20 protein-coding genes and 2 pseudogenes are annotated in these 19,870 nt (G+C 42.9%); 2 read left to right on the top strand and 20 right to left on the bottom strand.

Translation table 11 applies throughout. The annotated features are described in order from the left end of the window. Position 1 precedes the first annotated feature (1 nt). The 3 genes and pseudogenes from H171_RS20620 to H171_RS20610 form a co-directional block, all read right to left on the bottom strand. A complete protein-coding gene (locus H171_RS20620; RefSeq protein WP_100306802.1) occupies positions 2-1,321 on the bottom strand; it encodes a vWA domain-containing protein in 1,320 nt (439 codons plus the stop codon). A gap of 62 nt (positions 1,322-1,383) precedes the next feature. Then, positions 1,384-2,349, bottom strand: a complete 966-nt coding sequence (locus tag H171_RS20615) for a leucine-rich repeat protein (RefSeq protein WP_242977030.1) — start codon at positions 2,347-2,349, stop codon at positions 1,384-1,386. Positions 2,350-2,453: 104 nt separating this feature from the next. Further along, positions 2,454-2,888: pseudogene (locus H171_RS20610) on the bottom strand (glycosyl hydrolase family 18 protein); the annotation flags it as partial. A 145-nt stretch (positions 2,889-3,033) separates the two neighbouring features. Here H171_RS20610 and H171_RS20605 point away from each other — a divergent pair. After that, positions 3,034-4,317, top strand: coding sequence for a LysM peptidoglycan-binding domain-containing protein (locus tag H171_RS20605; RefSeq protein ID WP_100306800.1), 1,284 nt, complete (start codon positions 3,034-3,036; stop codon positions 4,315-4,317). A gap of 165 nt (positions 4,318-4,482) precedes the next feature. Here the strand turns inward: H171_RS20605 and H171_RS20600 are convergent, their stop codons facing one another. After that, a complete protein-coding gene (locus tag H171_RS20600) occupies positions 4,483-6,153 on the bottom strand; it encodes a S8 family peptidase (protein ID WP_100306799.1) in 1,671 nt (556 codons plus the stop codon). 169 nt (positions 6,154-6,322) lie between these two features. Beyond that, a complete protein-coding gene (locus H171_RS24240; RefSeq protein ID WP_157803200.1) occupies positions 6,323-6,490 on the bottom strand; it encodes a hypothetical protein in 168 nt (55 codons plus the stop codon). Positions 6,491-6,687: 197 nt separating this feature from the next. Between H171_RS24240 and H171_RS20595 the strand changes: the two genes are divergently transcribed. Next, complete coding sequence (locus H171_RS20595; protein WP_100306798.1) at positions 6,688-8,271, top strand: recombinase family protein; 1,584 nt, start codon at positions 6,688-6,690, stop codon at positions 8,269-8,271. Positions 8,272-8,313: 42 nt separating this feature from the next. Here the strand turns inward: H171_RS20595 and H171_RS20590 are convergent. The 15 genes and pseudogenes from H171_RS20590 to H171_RS20520 form a co-directional block, all read right to left on the bottom strand. Further along, a pseudogene (locus H171_RS20590) lies at positions 8,314-9,039 on the bottom strand (LysM peptidoglycan-binding domain-containing protein); the annotation flags it as partial. Between the two features lie 819 nt (positions 9,040-9,858). Next, a complete protein-coding gene (locus H171_RS20585; RefSeq protein ID WP_100306797.1) occupies positions 9,859-11,016 on the bottom strand; it encodes a hypothetical protein in 1,158 nt (385 codons plus the stop codon). A 132-nt stretch (positions 11,017-11,148) separates the two neighbouring features. Next, positions 11,149-11,916 carry an N-acetylmuramoyl-L-alanine amidase gene (locus H171_RS20580; protein ID WP_100306796.1) on the bottom strand — a complete coding sequence of 256 codons (768 nt, stop codon included), beginning with the start codon at positions 11,914-11,916 and terminating at the stop codon, positions 11,149-11,151. A 62-nt stretch (positions 11,917-11,978) separates the two neighbouring features. Then, on the bottom strand, positions 11,979-12,272 hold the full coding sequence (locus H171_RS20575) for a phage holin family protein (RefSeq protein WP_100306795.1): 294 nt from the start codon (positions 12,270-12,272) through the stop codon (positions 11,979-11,981). A gap of 3 nt (positions 12,273-12,275) precedes the next feature. Beyond that, on the bottom strand, positions 12,276-12,617 hold the full coding sequence (locus tag H171_RS20570; RefSeq protein ID WP_100307605.1) for a hypothetical protein: 342 nt from the start codon (positions 12,615-12,617) through the stop codon (positions 12,276-12,278). An 11-nt stretch (positions 12,618-12,628) separates the two neighbouring features. Next, positions 12,629-12,772 (bottom strand): XkdX family protein, encoded by a 144-nt coding sequence (locus H171_RS20565; RefSeq protein WP_100306794.1) that lies wholly within the window; start codon positions 12,770-12,772, stop codon positions 12,629-12,631. A 4-nt stretch (positions 12,773-12,776) separates the two neighbouring features. Beyond that, positions 12,777-13,067: a hypothetical protein gene (locus H171_RS20560; RefSeq protein WP_100306793.1), complete on the bottom strand. Its 291-nt coding sequence runs from the start codon at positions 13,065-13,067 to the stop codon at positions 12,777-12,779. Between the two features lie 504 nt (positions 13,068-13,571). Then, entirely contained in the window at positions 13,572-14,150 is a 579-nt protein-coding gene (locus tag H171_RS20555; protein ID WP_100306792.1) for a hypothetical protein, read from the bottom strand. A 2-nt stretch (positions 14,151-14,152) separates the two neighbouring features. Beyond that, positions 14,153-14,680: a hypothetical protein gene (locus H171_RS20550; protein WP_100306791.1), complete on the bottom strand. Its 528-nt coding sequence runs from the start codon at positions 14,678-14,680 to the stop codon at positions 14,153-14,155. A 7-nt stretch (positions 14,681-14,687) separates the two neighbouring features. Further along, positions 14,688-15,302: a YmfQ family protein gene (locus H171_RS20545; RefSeq protein ID WP_100306790.1), complete on the bottom strand. Its 615-nt coding sequence runs from the start codon at positions 15,300-15,302 to the stop codon at positions 14,688-14,690. 3 nt (positions 15,303-15,305) lie between these two features. Then, complete coding sequence (locus H171_RS20540; RefSeq protein ID WP_100306789.1) at positions 15,306-17,159, bottom strand: hypothetical protein; 1,854 nt, start codon at positions 17,157-17,159, stop codon at positions 15,306-15,308. After that, complete coding sequence (locus tag H171_RS20535; RefSeq protein WP_100306788.1) at positions 17,160-18,182, bottom strand: baseplate J/gp47 family protein; 1,023 nt, start codon at positions 18,180-18,182, stop codon at positions 17,160-17,162. Between the two features lie 2 nt (positions 18,183-18,184). Beyond that, positions 18,185-18,586: a DUF2634 domain-containing protein gene (locus H171_RS20530; protein WP_100306787.1), complete on the bottom strand. Its 402-nt coding sequence runs from the start codon at positions 18,584-18,586 to the stop codon at positions 18,185-18,187. A 15-nt stretch (positions 18,587-18,601) separates the two neighbouring features. Then, positions 18,602-18,916, bottom strand: coding sequence for a DUF2577 domain-containing protein (locus H171_RS20525; RefSeq protein ID WP_100306786.1), 315 nt, complete (start codon positions 18,914-18,916; stop codon positions 18,602-18,604). Next, on the bottom strand, positions 18,909-19,865 hold the full coding sequence (locus H171_RS20520) for an XkdQ/YqbQ family protein (protein WP_100306785.1): 957 nt from the start codon (positions 19,863-19,865) through the stop codon (positions 18,909-18,911). Before H171_RS20520 ends, H171_RS20525 begins: the two co-directional genes overlap by 8 nt. Between the last annotated feature and the right edge of the window lie 5 nt (positions 19,866-19,870).

The raw sequence follows: 19,870 nt of genomic DNA, 5'->3' as shown, positions 1-19,870 counted from the left end.
GTCAAGTTACTTCCAGATCCTCTTCTGTCAGGATCACTTTCATGGCCCAGCCTGGTACGGAAATGTCCTCATACTGGTCTTCCATAAAGACAAATGCCGTATCATAGGACGGCATTTTCACCGGATATATCCCTTTTCCGTCTGTAAAATACAAAAGGCCCCGGAGCTTCTTAAATACCCCTTTGTTTAAAAGACCAGCCACATACTCGAAAGCCGGCCGGAAATCCGTTCCGCCAAATCCGGATAATGTGAAATGCTCCATATAATCTTCCATCTCCTCCCTGCTTGTGATGGTTACATCAGAGCGGATTTCCTCATCACACTGAATGATATGGATATTGATCTTCCGGAAATAGCTTTCTGATTCCCCTAGGACACCATAGGTTTCCTGAAGAAAATGCCGTACCAGATCCCCGGATACTGACATGGATGTATCGATCACGATCACAAAATCCTCAATTTTAAAAACCTCCTTTGTTTCCAGAGGCTCAATCAGAGGCATATTTCGGTAAAGAGACATGCCGTAAGTATAAAACACGGGGTCAAAGGAATCCGGATCGATCTCTGCTTCCTCCCTTAACACCGCAAACTTTCTTAAAAACTGCTTGTAATTATATTTTTCCCGGTTTTCAACCTTCACCTGTTCCAAAAGGTTTCTTGATGAATCCTCATTCTTTTCTCCAAATGACTCCATTTCCGTCTGCATGGTTTCCCTGATATTCTGCCATTTATTCTGCCGCTCCATCTGAACTCCCGGCGGAGCATCCTCTTCCCACCGGTCATGGTTGTCCACGTAGAATTCTGCTGCCATCCGCCCATATTGTTCCGGGGTCAGACTCATATCCTGAAGCTCTTTATAAATTCCCTCCGCGGTAAATACCTTTCGTTTTTCTGCCAGCCGGCCGTATACCTCCCTGCGGTAAGGAGTCTGGTGCCGGTAAACAGGTTTCACATAGAATCCATCCAAAATAGATTCTATGGTGATATCACAGGCCAGATCCCAGTATTCCTTTTCTCGATCCCCTTTCCCATTCAAATGGCAGAACAGGCAGTGAAAAAGCATATGCAGATAGATCCGGTTCACCAGGGTCCTGCTTCTCTTATATATGGAAAACAATTGCTCCGGCTGATAATAAATAACAAACCCATCCGTTCCTACGCCCTGACCTGTCCAGTCAGCCGCAAACCCAAGGCTGTTTAAGGCGACATCCAGATACCGGAAGCTTAAATAAAGTTCATTGCGGGCATTCGTCAGGATCTCATGGCCAAGTTCCACCTCTGCCAGTTCATCAAGCTGCCTTTGTTTCACCGGATCGATCATGGTTCCACCCTCTTTCTGTTCTATTCTATATAAAGCTGTTCAATTTGCATACATAAATGAAATTATATCAAAGAAAACTTCCGTTTCCCTGCCTTAAAGCGCTGGCGGCGAAGATTCATTAGAACGCTTAAAATTTCAGGCTTTTCAGCATTTCCCGCCATGTCGACCAGCCCGTCAAAGTCCTCCTGCTTATGGCCGTACTGCCCGGCAAGCCAAAGGAAAAGGGCCGGGTCCTTTTCCTCAAGCGCCAGTCTCGCTGCTCCTTTAAAATGTTCCATCAGGTAAGCCTCGTATACCTCCCTATCCTTTACAAGAAGTTCCACAGGAGTATAAAGCCTTCCCAGAACCAGGGCTGCGGTCACCCGTTCCGGCTCCTGCACCAGGATGTGAGGGAACAGGGCATCGTATTTATGAAACTGAAACTCCGTCTGATCAAAGCAGTAACGGTACATATGGCCGCAGCCATGCATTTCCCGGAGGATGATTCTGGCTGGCGTATGCTCCACAGACTCCTCAAACATTTCGGGAAAAACCAGCCTCGCACTCCCCTTGCTGCCATAGTAGTTTACATAAAGTTCCTGCCGCAGTTCCGCAAGCAGTTCCTTCATGCAGGAACGTTCTCCATCGATCATATGGATATCTAAAAACCGGACCCCTGTGCAGCCGGTAAAAAGTCCGGATCCTACATCAATGATGGAGCTCGAGCACTCCACGCGGCTTAACTCATAACAGTTATAGAATGCATAATTTCCTATTTTCCTAATCGTCACCGGCAGATATATATCGATCAGCCCTTCGCAGCTTATCTCCGGCGGAATATCTTTATCTTCTATTTCAATTGGGTTGCCCTCTTCATCACACAGGCGTATCTCTTTTCCCGCCAATGAAAGCATTTCATTTTTCCCCCAACCATCGGAGAATGCATAGGCAGCCAGCTCTGTCACCGGCCGGCCTCCGATTTTCTCCGGGATCCGTATGGAACCGTCATATCCCCGACAACCCAGAATCTGTACATGTTCATCTTTCATCTGATATAAAAACATCCTGAAATCCTCTCCACTAACTGTTTAACACACCAATATAACAGAAAAACGGAAGAAATGCAACGGAGTTTTTCTGGAGAAAGGTGAAATTACTCTCCATACTTTTTAATAATGAACATCTGCTCCAGCAATAGCCAGTTTGCCCTGAAAAACTGCATGAGCTGCCAATACCCGGCACCGGTTAAGCCAAATTCTTTGATTAAATCAAACTTGGCCTTATAACTTCTCACATCCTCAAACCATACCTCATGCTGAATTCCATATTGCCAATAACGGAAATACGGGGACATGGCAACTTCGTCAAACTGGATCTCCACACCATGATCAATGGCAATCTGGATCGCTTCCAGGTTATTTATGGTCCTTGCCCTCGTCACTCCTCTCTCATAGGGCAGGGGCCAGTCGTATCCGTAATTTGGAATTCCCAGGCTGATCTTCTCCGTTGGTATGGCTGTTACAGCATACTCCACTACTCTCCTGACCATGTTGATAGGGGCAACTGCCATGGGGGGGCCGAAAGTATATGGACCGATAGCTCATAAGTAATTACATCAACAGTCTAAACCAGTTATTGTGCAAACGATTGAGTTACATTATTATCTGCACAAGGATGTTATGAACATGTAAGATCAGCATATAATAGATTAATAAAATCAATTGAGGGAATTCATGAACCTACATGTTGTACAACCCGGTGAAACCATAAATTCAATATCAGAATATTACAAAATCCCTGTTGACAGATTAATATTGGAAAACGGAATTACAAACCCTGAAAATTTAGCAATAGGCCAAACAATTGTGATTGTTCAGCCTGAAACACTTCATACTGTTCAGGCCGGTGATTCTTTGGAGAGTATTGCAATGCAGCATGGTACTTCGCCAATGGAATTATTAAGAAATAATCCCTATCTTACCGACATGGAATTTTTGTACCCCGGTGAAACTATAGTTATAAGCTATCAGACGAATAGAAAAAGAACAATTGCAACCATTGGTTATACTTTTTCATATATAGATAGATCTGTCTTAATAAAAACACTTCCTTTTTTAACTTACCTGACTATATTCAATTATAGGACTACAAGTGAAGGCGAAATTATCTCAAGTGCCGACGATACTGAAATTATTCAGCTAGCTAAAGCATATGATGTTGCACCCATGATGTTTATTTCCACTATGACGGAAGAGGGAATCATCAGCCGTGAAGTGACCTATAATATTATAAATAACCCTACTGTGCAGGATCGCTTTATTGAAAACGCGCTTTACATACTAAGAACGAAAGGTTTTTATGGTATAAATATATATGCCGAAAACATAACCAATGACAACATAGACAGCATTGCAGGATATTTGAAAAGAGCCTCTGCGATATTTCATTCAGAAGGTTATAAGATGCTTGTTACCATAACTCCAGCTACAAATGTAGATATCCCCGGCGTCAATTTTGAAAAATTAGACTATTCAAAATTATCTGAATTTGCAGATGGTATTATATTTTCTTCTTATGACTGGGCAAGGTCTTACAGCTACCCAAACGCAATATTTCCGGTTAATATCTTAAGAGAATTGTTAGATTATGTGGTCAGTATCATTCCACCCGAGAAAATTTTTCTTGGAATCACTGCTCTGGGTTATAATTGGACACTTCCATATGTTCCCGGTGCTACAGAAGCTGTTGTAATATCAAATAATAGTGCGGTACAAATTGCAGCGGAAAACGATATACCAATACAATTTAATGAAGTAGCACAGTCATCTTACTTTTACTATACTGATAGGGATGGGATTCTGCATGTAGTATGGTTTAAAGATGCAAGAAGCTTTGATGCAAGGGCCGGACTTGTTGAGGAATATAATCTTCAAGGTATCTCTATTTGGACTATTATGAGATTCGATACCCGAATGTGGCTTATAATTAATACTCAATATTACATCCAAAAGTTATAAATGTCCATGTAGGCAGTTTGTAAAGAACTTAATAAAGGCGGGCCCGGAATACCGGATACCCGCTTAAATAATCTCCATTCGTTAAGTGAAAAGGAGGAACTAAACAATTACAGACCCTATTCTAGTCAATCGGATATTCACAATCTGCTTCGCTACTTGATGAGGTCAAAAGTTAGTAAGCAGCCTGAATAAATTGACCACATTCACCTGGCCGTATCCCCATATGTTATTCGGATATGTGTATGAGCTGGACCGGGTCGCCCCTCTTACCATCAGCCGGTCAACAGAAATTCCATTCATTGTGCTATAATTTCCCCTCACAATGGTCCATTCAAAGACCATGGAAATAATGCCGGCTGTATGGGCAGCGGCGGCTCCAGTTCCGGTCACAGAACCATACCCGCCTCCAGGGACTGCACAAGTAAGCTGGTAACCTGGAGCTGCAATATCCGGTTTGATAAAGCCCGTTCTTGTATAACCCCTGCTTGATTCACCAAGAATTGAGTTATTCATCTGATTATAGGCAGTCACAGTCAGCTGGCGAATGCCGTTTCCAGGTGAAGTGATAGTGGTATCCGGTGAGTAATTAAGAAAATAGGTCTGGTCAGATATGAGACCGTTCGAAGGAAGCCATGAATGAAAGGTCAAGGGCTCATTTTCAACGCTTCTGATCCGTATACGCCAGATGCCGGGAATCGTGTTCTGAAAACGTACCAGGATCATCTGATCTCCGGTTTCCTCTTCAAATACATAATTATTGACATAAAGGGTAGTAGGGGAAAACACAAAGTTGAATATTCTGCAACCGCCGATCGAAGGAAAAATCTGTTGTGTTGATTCTCTGTTTGGCGAGGATATGTCAATGGATACCCTTCCTAGAGAATGTGACCAGATTTCCATAGCAAATGTTTTATCTTCTTCCCCTATTCTTAATTCGAAGTCATTGTAAAAAGGTTCCAGCGGGGTGAAGTTATAATAATGCCTGCGGCCGTTTCCCTCGTTACCGGCGGAAACGGATATGCCGATACCGGTCTGCAATACCAGGTCATTTAAGTAACCGCTTAGGGCGCCATTCCCATCATGACCTCCCTGGTTACTTCCAACGGCGAAGCAGGTGACTACAGGGCGGTTGAACCTTTCCTGAATGGTAAGGGAATAACGAAAACCAAGCATAAGATCAGATTCTTGAAAACATAAAGCATCTTCGGGTACAAAATAAAAGTTCTTTAGATTCTGTTTTGCTTCCTTCAGTTTTACAATCACCAGATCAGATTGCGGGACTACTCCGCTAAAGGCTTCCAGTACATTGGGAGTACCGGCAATAACACTTGCAATGGCCGTTCCGTGCCCGTTGGTATCTGTGGATGGTACAATGGACAAAGGGTCTTCAGAATTTAACGCGTTATTGATTGTCTCCCGGCTATATTCCGTACCAAAGGTAAACGTATCGGGAGGAGTACCCTCTTGCTGAGTCTGATCCCATATGGTAAGGATACGGGTTGAACCATCGCTGTTTCGGAAAGCGGGATGCTGGTAATCAACACCGGTATCAATGACCACTACAACTACGCCCTGTCCGAACAGGGCTAAGGACGGAATCCGCTGTATCTCTCCAATACCACTTCGTTCAAGACTGACGGTAGAATTGAGGGTATATAATGACGGAAAGGTATGTGCGGGGAAATTTGACAAATCACAAATGTCTACATCTTCTGTCGGTATGTGCAGTAAGGAATGCCGGTTGTTTATATAAGTAATGTAATCATCACTGGGAAACAATATCACTGGATTTGTCATAATTAAATCAAAATAATTGTTATCCAAAATTTTTTTCATAGTTAAGTCTCCTCGTTATCACTGAATATAGTAATTATAAATAGACAGAATGAGGTTGGCTGCCTAAGATTTGGATGTCCCAGCAATGAACAAAGTGACATACTCGTTAAATAATATGACAGAAGAAAAAAAATATGAGGGTTAGACCCCTTGTCCACCAGTTCCGGCCTCAGCCGGTTCCGTCCTTATGTAAATAAGCGGCCCTCAGTGCCGGAAAGACTATTTTTGCAATTTGCTTAGAAATAGCTTTAGCCTCTTCAGTTGTTGTAGCTTTGCAGTAATCGTCATGAAAAATAAAAGTCGTGTTTCCTCTTTTTACTTCCTTCACTTTTGCCATATCACCACCCCTTCTAACTGATTCTATGTTGCATGGTTTGTACACCTTTACTTTTTTTGTCCTATAATCTTTACATGTATAATGCCTGCTGCATTCCGGCTCAAATAATCTGACAAAGGAGTATCATTTATGCTACGAATTAGTATTAAGAGCACAGCATATCCATAAAATAAAGCAGAACCAGAAGGGAGGATCCTATGTCATATCTCATGTATTTACGAAAAAGCCGGGCTGACAAAGAAGCGGAAGCCCGTGGCGAAGGCGAGACACTCGCCCGCCATGAACAATTGCTGACCGAACTAGCTATAAAAATGGGGCTTGATGTCGGCGCCATTTATAAAGAGCTGGTTTCTGGAGAGACCATTTCTGCCCGCCCCAAAATGCAGCAAGTGTTATTAGAGGTCATGCAAGGCATGTGGGAGGGTGTTCTTGTCATGGAAGTCGAGCGACTTGCCAGGGGTGACACCAAGGACCAGGGGACCGTGGCGGAAGCTTTTAAATTCAGCAACACTAAGATCGTCACGCCTTTAAAAACTTATGATCCTTCAGACGAATTTGACGAAGAGTATTTTGAGTTCAACCTCTTCATGAGCCGTAGAGAATACAAAACGATCAACCGGAGAATTCAAAGAGGTCGTATCGCAGCCTTTCGGGACGGCTGGTACATAGCGGGAACAGCTCCTTATGGATATAAAAAAGTGAAACATAAAGGAGACAAGGGATATACCCTGGAAATCGTTCCTAAAGAGGCAAATATCGTTGAATACATTTATGAACTTTATATAGCCGGCGAGCGGAAAGAAGATGGCAGCCAGGCTCCTTTTGGTTCCTACCAGATCAGGGATCGGCTGAACGAGCTGCAAATACCTTCTCGAAGTGAAAAGCCATGGTCGGCATCTTCCATCTTAGACATATTAAGTAACCCCACCTACTGCGGATATCAACGGTGGCAGTGGCGCAAAGTGCAAAAGCAAATGTTAGGTGGAAAAATCATAGAAACCAGGCCCAAGGATGCTGACTGCAAAAAAGTCCGTGGGCGCTTCACAGCAATTATACCGGAAGAAACGTATGACCTGGTGCAGAAGATCAAAGCCGGTAAACCTCTCCCGATCAACTCCAGTACTACCTTGCGAAACCCCCTTTCCGGGCTGGTATATTGTTTCAAATGCGGTACCTTAATGACCAGGCAGCCCAGCAATACCAGGCTTCGTTACGCCATCCTTCGCTGTCCAAACAGTAAGTGCAGCAATATCTCATCCCCTCTTTCCCTGATTGAAGAACAGATCATCGAAGGCTTAAAGGAATGGATTCCGGAATACGAATTAGACTGGCCGGAGGAAACAGTAAAGGAAAGCGGGACCACACTGGCCGTCTTAGAAAACTCCCTCCATAACATCAAAGAGAAATACATCCAGACAGTAACGCAGTTAAATAAAACCTTCGACCTTTTAGAGCAGGGAATATACTCTCTTGATATTTTTCAGGAGCGCCGCAAAAATTTGGAAGATCAGAAAAAAGAGTTACAGGATGAGTTAAAGCTTATTCAAGAAGAACGGAACCGGATTGCAGCAAAGGAACAGGCCCGGAGGGATTTCATTCCGGCCATAAAGCATCTGGTGGAAGTGTATTGGGAAGTGGATGACATTTTAGTCCGGAACAGCATGCTAAGAAATGTTTTGGATCATGTAGATTACTTAAAGGCAGAAAGAAATAAAAAAGGCGCCGGAAACACGGCGAATTTCACATTGCAGTTTTACCCAAGGATCCCGCAAGACCGCTGAAACACTGGGTTTCCCAAGGATTTACAATTACCTATACTCTGTCGGCCCATACGTATATCCCCACTCATAAGTCATAAGAAACACCCGGTTAGCCGCCTCACCCAAAAGCGCGTAATCTACTCCCTCATACAAAAGCCCTGCCTGTGTGGCCGATGTCTTAGGTGCCAGGGCAACCGTGACCTGATAACCGAACCGGTTCATGATCTGGGTAGTCAGTCTTACAAAGTCCGCATAAGCCACTCGGTCCTCCGCCATAATGTACTCAAAATCAAAATCCAGGCCTCCGAACCCCTTTTCCAGCATCTTAAGGCCCAGATTCCAGATCAGCCGCTGCTGGACCTCCATATTATGTACAACCTCAGATACCAGATTGTTGTTAAAATGCCCGTCAGGGCCGAGAGGAGTAAGAGTCAAAATCGGGCGCACTCCAAGCTGCCACGCCCTTTCTATCATCCAGTCATCCGGGCTCATGGGCGGAACCAGCTCTCCCTCCATAGTAAATCCATAAGAGAAAACATAAAGATCCGTCAGAAATGGAAGAGTATTTTCCAGATTATCCGGAGTGATGATCGGGTATGCATAACCGAACACATAAAGAGGCACCCTTTCTTCCGAAGGGTTTTCATCCCTAATATAAAGTGCCTGGCCTACAGCCAGGCGGTATGGATAACCAATCTGGTTATCAAATATAAGGTTTTGTACCGGAATGCCCTGGGATTCGGCAATGGTGTCCACACTGTCTCCCCGCTCTACCACATATATTCTCATAGCAGCATCCTTTTACCAGAATTGGTAAAGCATATGATGAAAAAATCCGTAACATGACAGAAACAGACATCTTTTCAGGCTTCTTTAGAAAAATGTAATGTGCTTTTTTTATTAGAAAATGAGCAAACGCTTTAAAACCGGGATTTTTCGCTTAAAATAAAGATTCTTGGGACTTTTTACATTACCAGCTACAACCACCTAAATGCAGTCAAAACCAGGGGTCCTGCAGTCAAAATGCAGTCAGAAAATGATATTAATTCTATTAAAAGGCGGGCCCCGAATACCGGATACCCGCCTTTTAATTTACTGATTTGTCAATCCCGGATACAGTAGTGCCACGTCCTGATCTGTGAGTGTTACCGGATCCGTTATCATCTTCCCAGCCCGATCCAGGTAATAGCAATCATGTTTTAATTCCATGAATTCTTGCCTCACAATCACTATTTAAGTAATAGAAAAGAGTCACCACATGAGTGTCCCTATATATAGCATTTTTAAGAACAGACTATACTACATGCAGTATTTATTTATCTTTTCTATACTATTTTCTTGTGCATTATGTACATTTGTATATTTTGTCAATAGACTATTGTTACAAAATGTATTATTATAATGTGATAGAAGGAGGTGCTACCATGAGAAAAACGATTTTACTTTTAAATAGAACATATATTAGTTTTCTTCATGTCATCAGCTTCTTGGCCTTTTTGTCAATTCAAATAAAATTACTATCATTATCCGTATTATACGATATGATTTTAAAATCTACTGGAATAGCATATGTTATCCTAATATTAATTTCAGTTATTTCGATTTACTTCACTCGTCTTCTTGTTCATCTTCTTCAGAAGGCTCAGCGACATCATTAGGATTAATATCTACGGTTTCTATAGGTTGAACGTCAAGCGCTGCGGCATTGCATATAATATCATTAAGTGACTTCGATAGGTCTGCTGGATTTATTCCGGCAGACTTAATTTTTTCAACTAACTCTAATTTTTTTTGCATCACCTCTAGTTCAAGTTTTTCTGCTTCACTTTTTGATTTTCTAATTTCATTTGGTACAGTTAAAATATCTTTTATTATTTGTGGCACACCCGGAAGTTTAAATGTTAAAAAGCTCCCTCCACCAGCTACTACAAACAACCCCAAAATAGGTAAATAATTTGTACTGAACCAATTATATATATCTACAATAGAGAAATCTATAGGGCCTGGAGAATTAATATTCACCTGTGCCGATATTTTAGCTTCATTAATACCTATATCGCATAAATAATTTGTAGCTCCATATAAAACTCCAGATAAAAGCCGAGGTCCTATCGGCCCTTTCTTTCTGACATTGAAAATTATATTTATATTATTCTGATATGAATAGACATTATAAAGCATGCTTAATATGTAACGAGAATAATTATCGAGATTACTTATTCCATGATAATTAGAGATAGCCCTATATAAGCTATAGTTGATCTCTTCACTCTTAACAGTTCTTACTGGGATGATACGACGTCGCTTTCTATAAGGGCATGACACATCATTTATCTCTACATCCTTATGATCTATACGATTTATTACCGTTTTTTCTACACCAACTGTTTTTGACTCATCTTCAAAATACTCTCCAGCGATAGCAAAAGTGATAAATTTACTTTTTTCGCTCGGAATAACTAATATATCATTTTCTTTTACCTCATTTATAAAACTATTACATTTATTAATAACAGTGCTAGGTCTTTTTATTTCTGGATAATTTAATACTATTGAATCCTTTAGGCCTTCTTTACTTTCATCAGAAAAATCCGTTTCCTCTGTTATATTATTCCATGCTAAAGCCACAAATTTTTTTCCTATAAATTCGTTATAAAAATAACCCCTTTTTGTTCTTATCATCCAAAAATGTGTGTCCTCCGCTATCTCAGGAATTTTAAATTCTAGAATAGCATTTAATATGGATAGTTCTTCCTCATAAGTCATGGCTCTTCCCCCTTGTATTTTCTTCCATCATACACCAAAATATGAAAAAGTAAACATCTAAAATTCTATTACTTCTTGCTTCGATTAATTGTTATTAGCCAATATACTTTTATGTTCTATCATGTATCACACCTAAAACCTCCCTATATACTGCGCACCGGCCTCATCAGTCAAATACAATGCACATTCAAACATATGTCCAGCTCTTGGTTCAAAATAGAAATCCTGTCCATCAATAACCTGCCAATCAGTGACTGCGTATCCATTCGGGTTGAAATAGTACTTATGGCCATTGATGATCTGCCAGCAAGACTTATAATAAGAAGTCTTAGAATTTGCGTACCACCAGCCATTCGTATCATGGTTCCAACCTAACGTATATTCGGCAGGAGCTACAAGAGCAGCCTTAAAGCCGTCCCAGGTATGCTTGGTGTGATTCCATACATAGGGATTTGGACAAATCTTCCCCGTTACATCATGATGGCGGATCACTCGGTCCGCAGGTATGTTATATTTCGCCATCAGTTCCTTAGTCAGCTCTATGGTCTTCTGTACTGTAGCGTCCTCAAAATACCAATCCCGGCTTGTGTCTGCCAGATTTCCACTGCTATTTCTTACGCACATTTCAATTCCCAGGCTATTTGCATTCCGACATTCCGGGTGAACGTACGATTTTGCCCCACAATGCCATGCAATGTTCTTTTCCTCAACGGACTGCCAAACTTCCCCGTCAAACCCGACATAATAGTGAGCGCTGGCCCCAATGTATTGGGAAGCATAGTATTTACTGTTCGCTTCCGCTCCTCCTAAGGCCCCCACATAATGGATCACGATGTATTTAATGCGGTCCGCGGTACCAGCATTGTAATTATAAGGTGTAAGTAATTTATTGATTTGCATAGTTCCTCCAATCGAAAAGGCCCAGGATTATCCCAGGCCTAAAAGTTGTGATATCACAACAATTATTCAGTTTTTCTAGACTGCTTAATAATCTGATCTACATATGTACTCAATCCTGCAACCAGAACACCCTGCGTAATGGCCGTAAATATCGCCATAGCAATTTCCTGCCCAGTCTGGCAGCTACTTGTGCCCAACACGTATATACCGCACAACACAATGCCCACAGCCCCATTGATAAGGGGGATATACTTACCCTTGATGGTCTGGCTCTTTTTAATTGCCTGTCCTAAAAAGTACAGAACTACTGCCACTATGAGCAGTTCCGGTTTGACATAATTCGTAATCTGTTCCATAAATTAACCCTCTCTTTCTTCCGGTTCCTCCGGCATGGATAATAAATTGTCTTTGAGTCTCGTTGCTACATCATTCCCGCCCAGGTCATGATAAGCATCGTACATCCGCTTTACATTCTCTTTGGCATAAATAGGACAAAATCTCTTATCTTGGTAATGATTGTATACTCCGATAATTCTATCTCTAAGCAGCGCTTGCATTCCGTCATGGAGTGCTTTATTTTTTACGCTTTCCACTGCTTGTCTCTTAGAAAGCCTTCGATACCCCCAGCCCAATAAAGCGGAAATAAATAAAAATAACCATTCCACCCACTGTCTGTCTATATACTTTATGATTTCTAACAAAGGACCATACCTCATTCTTTCTCTTTCTCAAACTCTTTCCCGGTGATATCCAGGTATTCTTTTTCAGTGATCCAGCGTCCTACGGCATTCCATACCATTCCAACGGACCATAGACATGCTTCATAAAATCCTTTCACCTTTTCAAACTTACTCATGGCTTTATACCTCCTCTACATCAAAACCAGACATCATGGACAGGTACGCTATTTGAGCCTTTAATTTATCATTTGATTCTTTTATCTCCGTAAGCTCTTTTTCCAAAGCGCTCTCCTTTGGGGCATTATATAACAACTTGGGATTCTCCCGATCGGAAACATCAACACTTGTTATTAGCGAACCGTCTTCGATTTCGGTCTGAATAAAATTGAGTTCAGTTGGGAGAGTGGGTTTCTCTCCGTATTCAGCAGCATAAATCCTTCCTGTTTCATCATATATTACAAAACACTTCATAATCGTTTCTCCTTATATACAAACTTATTTTTTAATTTAAAAATTCTATACTAATTATACGAGCAGTACCGACATTTGCTCTTTGGAGGCTCTTAAAATAAATATAAAGGAAAGCCTGTTCATTAATATCGGATATATCAAAATTACTAGTTACAGCCATTTCCGAACACCAACCTCCTGCGATGGGGAGATCTTTAATCGTCGTTTTGCTTGAGTTTGTCTTATGAGCTGAAATATAAAGACCATATTGCATGTAATCCCCATTACTACTAGTTTCATAAGCATAACTACATACATATGTGATTCGGAGAGTTCGGAAAGTGGATAAATTTATACTAATATTATTCGCGATCCTTGCAGATGACATGTAATCAGAGGAGCTACCCTGATACCGCCTACTGTTTAATGTAATTCCATAACCATTAACTGTAAAACCGTACTGACTGCCGCTACCCAAAACAACTTCTCGCACACCTCCACTCAGTACACCTGAAAATGTGCCGTTTAAAAAGACGTTTGCCCGTTGGCTAAATAAGAATAATCCGGGAATGTACCAATAACGCCGCCGATATCAACTCCATTTTTTATATTCCACGGCTGATAATTCGGAATGTCTTGCTGAATCCAGTTGACACCATTTAAGAAATGCCAATTTCTAACCTGCAAGTTAATGGTTCCCGCCCAATTACTCATGCCAGTTGCCCTAACACGGTCAGTACCGGAAACATCGGGATTTTGGATAGGTATGCCGCCTTGAACTCCACATATATTTACATCGCCACGCATTTTCCATGGCTCTATACCAAGGGTTGCCGCAACCTCCGCGCGGGTCATGTACACCCATGGATTATTTGTAGGATTTTCATAGTAGTATCCAGGCCCAATATAATAATATAGTCCTTGTGTGTTCAATCCTGAACCCACACCATGATATCCAGTACCTCTATTCGGCATAGTTCCGGGTAAGGGATTCCCCTCCCTATCCACAGTCACTTTTCCTTCCAGCACATCCGGAGCAACGGCTGTTATGACAGCCAGATCGGCACCGTCACCGCTGCCTTTTAAAATAAAACATTCTGCCATTCTTACACTCCCTTCACTTGAATCTGAAAGTCCGTTGTTGGTTTCTTGTTATAGCAATAGACTGTTATTTTCCCTGCACCAGAAACCGCCCGGTTTACACAGGCATACGCTTTCTCCTGCAAGTCAACATTCGCTGCGGTAATGCCATCTGGAAAGTATAAACTCAATGTAGGTCTATCATTCTCGGTTATGCCAGCCACATTGACCGTCTGGGTGTAGGGGGCTGAGCTGCTCCAGCCTGCGGCGGTGAGAGTGACCTCCTGTACTTTCCGTCCAGCGTTGGAGTCCTCTATAAACTTTTTAACTTTTCCTAAAAAAACTTTTGCGGATTCTCCCGCGACCGGGACAGGAAACTTCTCAACTACCGGATCCAAGGTTTTAATTGTAGTACTGGAAATATCTCCTCCTGTGGAATTTGCCTTTTTAGACATTTCATCATCCAGGGTCTCAAAATTCCCTGTAATATCTGATATATCAATCGGATCCACACCCTCCGGGATCTTCATATTTAGATTCTTTGTATACTTCATATTTCGATCATGCCTCCTTCAAAGTTCGTATGCCGTCCCAGGTGATGCCCGCCACGCTGTTCCAGCTTTGATTTGTTAACTCATTCCATATGGTATACCGATATTCAAAAGAATAGGAAAAATGGGCGGGCTTGATATCCTCTAACATAGCAATGAAAGCATTCATATTACGAGGAATACCCTTGATTCCGATAAACCGCACGATAAAGTGATAGTTGGGATTATCCTCGATGACTTCGATCTCTCCGCCCGAAAACATCTCCGCTGTCTCCCGTATCATCTGAGGGGTTGTAGTGCCCTGCCCTCGGAGCTTTGCCATGAGGATTTCTCGTCGCTGCTCATAGGAAAGGGCCATATTAGTCACCAGCCCATAAACCTGCTCCCACCGTGTCAGCCCCCAGGTCGCTGTTGAGATGAAGCACTGATCCAGCAGATCAGAAAGCTCATGCTCCAAAAGTCCCATTGCGTATCCTTCCGTTTCATAAATGGCTTTCAACTCCTGGACCTCCGCCAGGAAGGGAGGTGCATATCGCGCAAGGTCCACATAATAGTCTTTTTGTCCCTCATCGGCGTTTTTCTCCTGGGCGTACTGAATCAGGCCATATTGATTTTTTCCATACATGGCTTACACCCCTTTCAGGTCGTCCCAAGTCAGACCGGTCTTTTTCAAGTATGCGCTGTCATGGTTGTGATTTTTGGCAGCTGCGTCCGTGATCCCGTATCCGGCCAGTGTGGTGGGATTGGTCCCTGCTGTCACATGGCCCTGAGCATTTACCGTCACTGATTTATAAGTTCCCGCCGACACGCCGCTGTTCGGATGTGTATAGCCCGGCCCCACCTCAGCAGCCGTTACATATCCCGCATCATTTTCAAACTCTGACACCTTAGTAGACATGTCGGATATCTGTGACTTGGTATGGGTATGTGCTGCAGGGGCGAAACTGGTCGGCTTTCCGGAGATCTCACTCCAAGCATAACCTGGTTTAGTAGATGCTTTCGCCCAAGCCGATACATCGGAAGCTGGCAGGGATGTTGGCTTATTTTTAATAAAGGCGTCTAAGGTCGTATCCGTTACATTCCAATCTGCTTGTACGTTCACCTCAGCGCCAGGGGCGATACCGTCCAGCTTATTCTTTTCAGGGCTCGTATAGTCATTTGTAGAAAGCCCCTTTCCAGGTTCCGTATCCACCTTGTCAGAGACCCGATTCCAGGCTGTACGCTCTTCGGCTGTTATGTGCTTAACAGCGTCAGAAATATGAGTAAAAGCCGCGTTCCAATTTGCAACCAATGTAGAAGTTATCCCGTCAAGAACAGATTTGTTAGAATGGGTATGCTTCTTGCTGTTGGCATCATTCCAATTGGTTCGCTCAGTATCTGTGACATGCCTCACCGCATCAGAAATATGTGCAAATGCTGCGTTCCAGTTATCCATTAGTGTCTGGGTAATCGTATCCAGTACACCCTTGTTCCCATGTTCATGCCTTTTGTCATAGGACTCATTCCAGCGGGTCAGTAGCGTTTCCGTGACCTTATCAATGGTCGTTTTGTTTGCGTGAGTATGCTTTTTATTGTTAGCATCATCATAGAGCGTTTTATCCTCTTTTGAGAGAAGTCCATCCACGCTCTGGGTTGCTTTCGGGATTGCATTGGCCGATATAACCACCCATTCTGTGCCGTTGTAACGGTAAGTATAATCTGTATCCTTAACATTGACTGTCCACCCGTCCTGCGGATTTGGATAGGTTACTGCAAGATCTGCATAGGTATTGACTGTCTCTTTCCAGTCAATGGCATTCTCCAGAGCAGCAAATTTATTGTCCACCTCATTCCTGGTATATTTGTCATCCCAGTTGGGCTTGTTGCTCTGAATGGTACCCTTTATGGATTCCTCAGCAGCCAGAGCCCTAGTCTTTTCTGTTGTCACGCTCTCCGTAAGAATGTTTTCGGCAGCCTTGGATCTTGTTGTCTCCGTGGCAAGATTATCAGCATTGGCCTTTTCGGCAGTTTTTGCCCGGGTAATTTCTGCGGTCAAGTTTTCGGAAAGGGTCTGCTCTGCGGATTTCGCCCTGGCAACCTCTTCCACCAGATCTGCAGCAATATTCTGTTCCGCCTCCCCGGCCCGGCTTATTTCTCCATTGATTGCTTCCTGTGTCCGGATCATTTCCTCCTGGAGCCGGTTTACATCCTCAGCCTCCACGGTATCCCCCTCGGCTTCATAACTGATATAGACTGTAGATACATCGGCATAGACCCGTATAGTTCGATTCCATGGAGTGAGGCTTGGCGTAGAAAGTACATAGGTCTGGATCCTCTCCCCGGTCAATTTGGGCCCAGTGTACACAGAAAGGGTAGAGGTATTAATGTTATCATGCTGCAGCGGGGCATCATACACTCCTCCTGTCAGCTCCACTTTTTCCTCAACCACATAAATATTTCCATCAATTTTATTCAGCTTCTCATAAAATCTACTGATCTCCACCTATATCACCTCCAAGGTAATAGTGCCAGGTACGGCGATTTCCTCATCCTGCAGCTCCTGATTTCTGGCTACCCCGTTGATCAGAAGATTCGAAAAATCCTCTACACCTGCCGTATTAAGTAGAAGATTCCCAATCTTTGCCAGACTGATGTAAGAAACGTCAAAGGCATTCTCCTGCAGATACTCTGTAAGAGCTTCTTCAAATAGATTCTGAACTGTACCAAGATTAAGTCCATTTTTCAGTTTGATTCCTGCTGATACATTAATTTCTTTTTCTCGTGCCGACACCACTGACACATTGGCTCCTATCGGGCGAACCCCTTCAATGTGAGCCGTGACCAGATTTACCAGATCGGTGCCAGCTGCAGCCCGGTTAGAATCCGCAATTACTACCTTTACGGTTCCGGGGCCATTTGAGAGGGGAAATACCTTTGCGGCTCCTACTCCTTCACATTCCATGGCCCAGTTGTAATAATCATACCGATTTCCTCCGGTAGATGGCTTTTGGAGCTTTGTAAGGATCCGTTCTCTCAAACTCTTATCCGTTTCCTCATCCTCCCCGGGCAACATCAGTTTAGTTAACTCTGCCCTAGTCAATCCACTAATATAGTCAACAGGCACAAGAGAACCCAACTTACTATTTGGGGCCGTACCCGCAACTTCACACCGTAATCTGTATATACCTTCTCCTATTCTTTCCACTACTGTATAGTTGAGCATATCCAGAGAAAATCGACTGCCGATAGGGATATCCATATTAAACTCGCCTTTCAATTCTGCATAAGTGGCCGCTTTCGGAGTGATCCTCCTCTCTTTCCCCAGACGGATCAGATATTCACGGTCCGCAGTATCCGCATAAGCTTCCTTCAATACCGTATCCAATTCAATATACATGATGGTAAGCTCCGCCGCAGCTGGGGCAATGGCCGTATAGATAATGGAACCTTCCCTTCTATCAAGTTCGGCTGGGACCCGGTTAAGAAGCCTCTTTAAAATAACTTCATAAGTTACATCCTCATACATACCTAAACACTCACCTCTTTCTCAGCATTGATATCTCCTATGGAAGTATGAATGGTGAACTTTACAAGGAGTTTCCGGCCAGATACTTCAAAAGAAAAAGCATCAACGCTTAGGATCCTGTCATCCTGCATCAATGCCTCTTTAATCCGCTTTTTTAATTTAGACTTCACAAGACCCATGGACTGACCAAATAACCGATCCAGCTCCGTCCCATAATTCCAACTGTAGATCAACCATTCAAACCGCTCAGTATGAAGCATACAGTATACGGCCTGTCGAATTGCTTCCAAATCATCTACCATTCCAATAACCCGTTGATTCTCTATGTCAACCTTAAAAGTTTTAGACGGTTGCTGGACGATTTCAAAATCCTGTTTTAAAATACTTCCTGATTCAGGGAGCATGTCGCGCACTCCTTTCTACCACCGGTCGATAACTGCATACTGCTGCCCGCCTCGCTTTTGTAACATAAGAACTCTTTGGCCAGACTGTAAGCCACCTTTCACCGTGACTGAAACTTCTCCTATTCCCGGTATGGACATCAGTTCCGCATGATCTGTTAAATGCTCTGGCACGAGAATCTGATCGCCGGAAATGGTGGTTTTCTGATTGATCTGTACGGATAAGGGAGAAACCTTAATCACGGTCCCGGGAATAATATCGCAGGGATCACCCTCCTCCATGGCTTTTAGGACGATCCTTTTCATATTCTCTACCCAAGCTACATCAGCCATTAATCCCAACTCCTCTCAGTGTTAAATCCATGGTGTGAATCCCCTCATCAATCTTATGGGTAACAGATTCTACCAGCAAATAGTTTTTCAGCTCCATTTCTTTTATATCTAAAAATACCGGAATCAGGCAGCCAGCTCTTACTCTTATATCTCCAAAGGTCCCTTTGATGCTTAAGCTTCTGGAAGGACGATTGTAAAGGCTTAAATATCTCTCAGCCACGGCCTGACCGTTTACGCCTTTCTCAATGGATTCATCCTTTTGAAGGATCCCCCATTTGTTGATTGTTCCGGTATCTTTTACCATGTAGATATCCCGTTTCTTTGTTTCGTTGTTGTCATAATAGACCTTGATCTGGTTATAGGTATCACTGTCAATACTGATTTTATAATCATAGTCCTGGGCTGTACTGCCATCAATCATAATGTTCAGCTTCATATTCTCCACGTCGTTTAGTACCAGCTTCCCGGCATCGTCATATAGCACAAACATCTTTCCGGTATGGATCAAGGTCAAATCCAGAGAGTCCAAAATAATATCAAACAGGGTTTTATCCTGCCTGTTCCTGGACAACTTATGACCGGTTTCAATTAGCGTGCCAGTCTGTAATTTATAATCCCGGGCAATCATAAGAATCACTTCCCCGGTAGACAGATTGGAATAATTATAGCTATCTGTATTCTTTAAATACCGGAGCTGGTCATAAGCTGTAACTTTCATTTGTCCGTCACTGTTCCAGCTCCTTTCAAAGATAAATCCAAAGAAGACTGTCTTTCCAGCAACATCAAAACGTATTGCATTTCCTTCCTCAATCTTTAGTCTATCGTCCGGAATGATTGTGAAAGAGCATTTCCCCGGCTGACCCTTACGCTGCATCTCCCAGGTGGTGCTCCCTTGGACTACCGGCTCAAAAACTGTCTGGCCGTTCTGTATATATAAATGTACTTCCAAATCGT

It is taken from the genome of [Clostridium] celerecrescens 18A (assembly GCF_002797975.1).
Taxonomy (GTDB): domain Bacteria; phylum Bacillota; class Clostridia; order Lachnospirales; family Lachnospiraceae; genus Lacrimispora; species Lacrimispora celerecrescens.
This window is presented reverse-complemented; position numbering and strand designations above follow the sequence as displayed.

Coding starts and splice junctions, on each gene's coding strand:
- H171_RS20620 (WP_100306802.1), bottom strand. CDS start 1,321: ATGATCGATCCGGTGAAACAAAGGCAGCTTGATGAACTGGCAGAGGTG.
- H171_RS20615 (WP_242977030.1), bottom strand. CDS start 2,349: ATGAAAGATGAACATGTACAGATTCTGGGTTGTCGGGGATATGACGGT.
- H171_RS20605 (WP_100306800.1), top strand. CDS start 3,034: ATGAACCTACATGTTGTACAACCCGGTGAAACCATAAATTCAATATCA.
- H171_RS20600 (WP_100306799.1), bottom strand. CDS start 6,153: ATGAAAAAAATTTTGGATAACAATTATTTTGATTTAATTATGACAAAT.
- H171_RS24240 (WP_157803200.1), bottom strand. CDS start 6,490: ATGGCAAAAGTGAAGGAAGTAAAAAGAGGAAACACGACTTTTATTTTT.
- H171_RS20595 (WP_100306798.1), top strand. CDS start 6,688: ATGTCATATCTCATGTATTTACGAAAAAGCCGGGCTGACAAAGAAGCG.
- H171_RS20585 (WP_100306797.1), bottom strand. CDS start 11,016: ATGACTTATGAGGAAGAACTATCCATATTAAATGCTATTCTAGAATTT.
- H171_RS20580 (WP_100306796.1), bottom strand. CDS start 11,916: ATGCAAATCAATAAATTACTTACACCTTATAATTACAATGCTGGTACC.
- H171_RS20575 (WP_100306795.1), bottom strand. CDS start 12,272: ATGGAACAGATTACGAATTATGTCAAACCGGAACTGCTCATAGTGGCA.
- H171_RS20565 (WP_100306794.1), bottom strand. CDS start 12,772: ATGAGTAAGTTTGAAAAGGTGAAAGGATTTTATGAAGCATGTCTATGG.
- H171_RS20560 (WP_100306793.1), bottom strand. CDS start 13,067: ATGAAGTGTTTTGTAATATATGATGAAACAGGAAGGATTTATGCTGCT.
- H171_RS20555 (WP_100306792.1), bottom strand. CDS start 14,150: ATGGCAGAATGTTTTATTTTAAAAGGCAGCGGTGACGGTGCCGATCTG.
- H171_RS20550 (WP_100306791.1), bottom strand. CDS start 14,680: ATGAAGTATACAAAGAATCTAAATATGAAGATCCCGGAGGGTGTGGAT.
- H171_RS20545 (WP_100306790.1), bottom strand. CDS start 15,302: ATGTATGGAAAAAATCAATATGGCCTGATTCAGTACGCCCAGGAGAAA.
- H171_RS20535 (WP_100306788.1), bottom strand. CDS start 18,182: ATGTATGAGGATGTAACTTATGAAGTTATTTTAAAGAGGCTTCTTAAC.
- H171_RS20530 (WP_100306787.1), bottom strand. CDS start 18,586: ATGCTCCCTGAATCAGGAAGTATTTTAAAACAGGATTTTGAAATCGTC.
- H171_RS20525 (WP_100306786.1), bottom strand. CDS start 18,916: ATGGCTGATGTAGCTTGGGTAGAGAATATGAAAAGGATCGTCCTAAAA.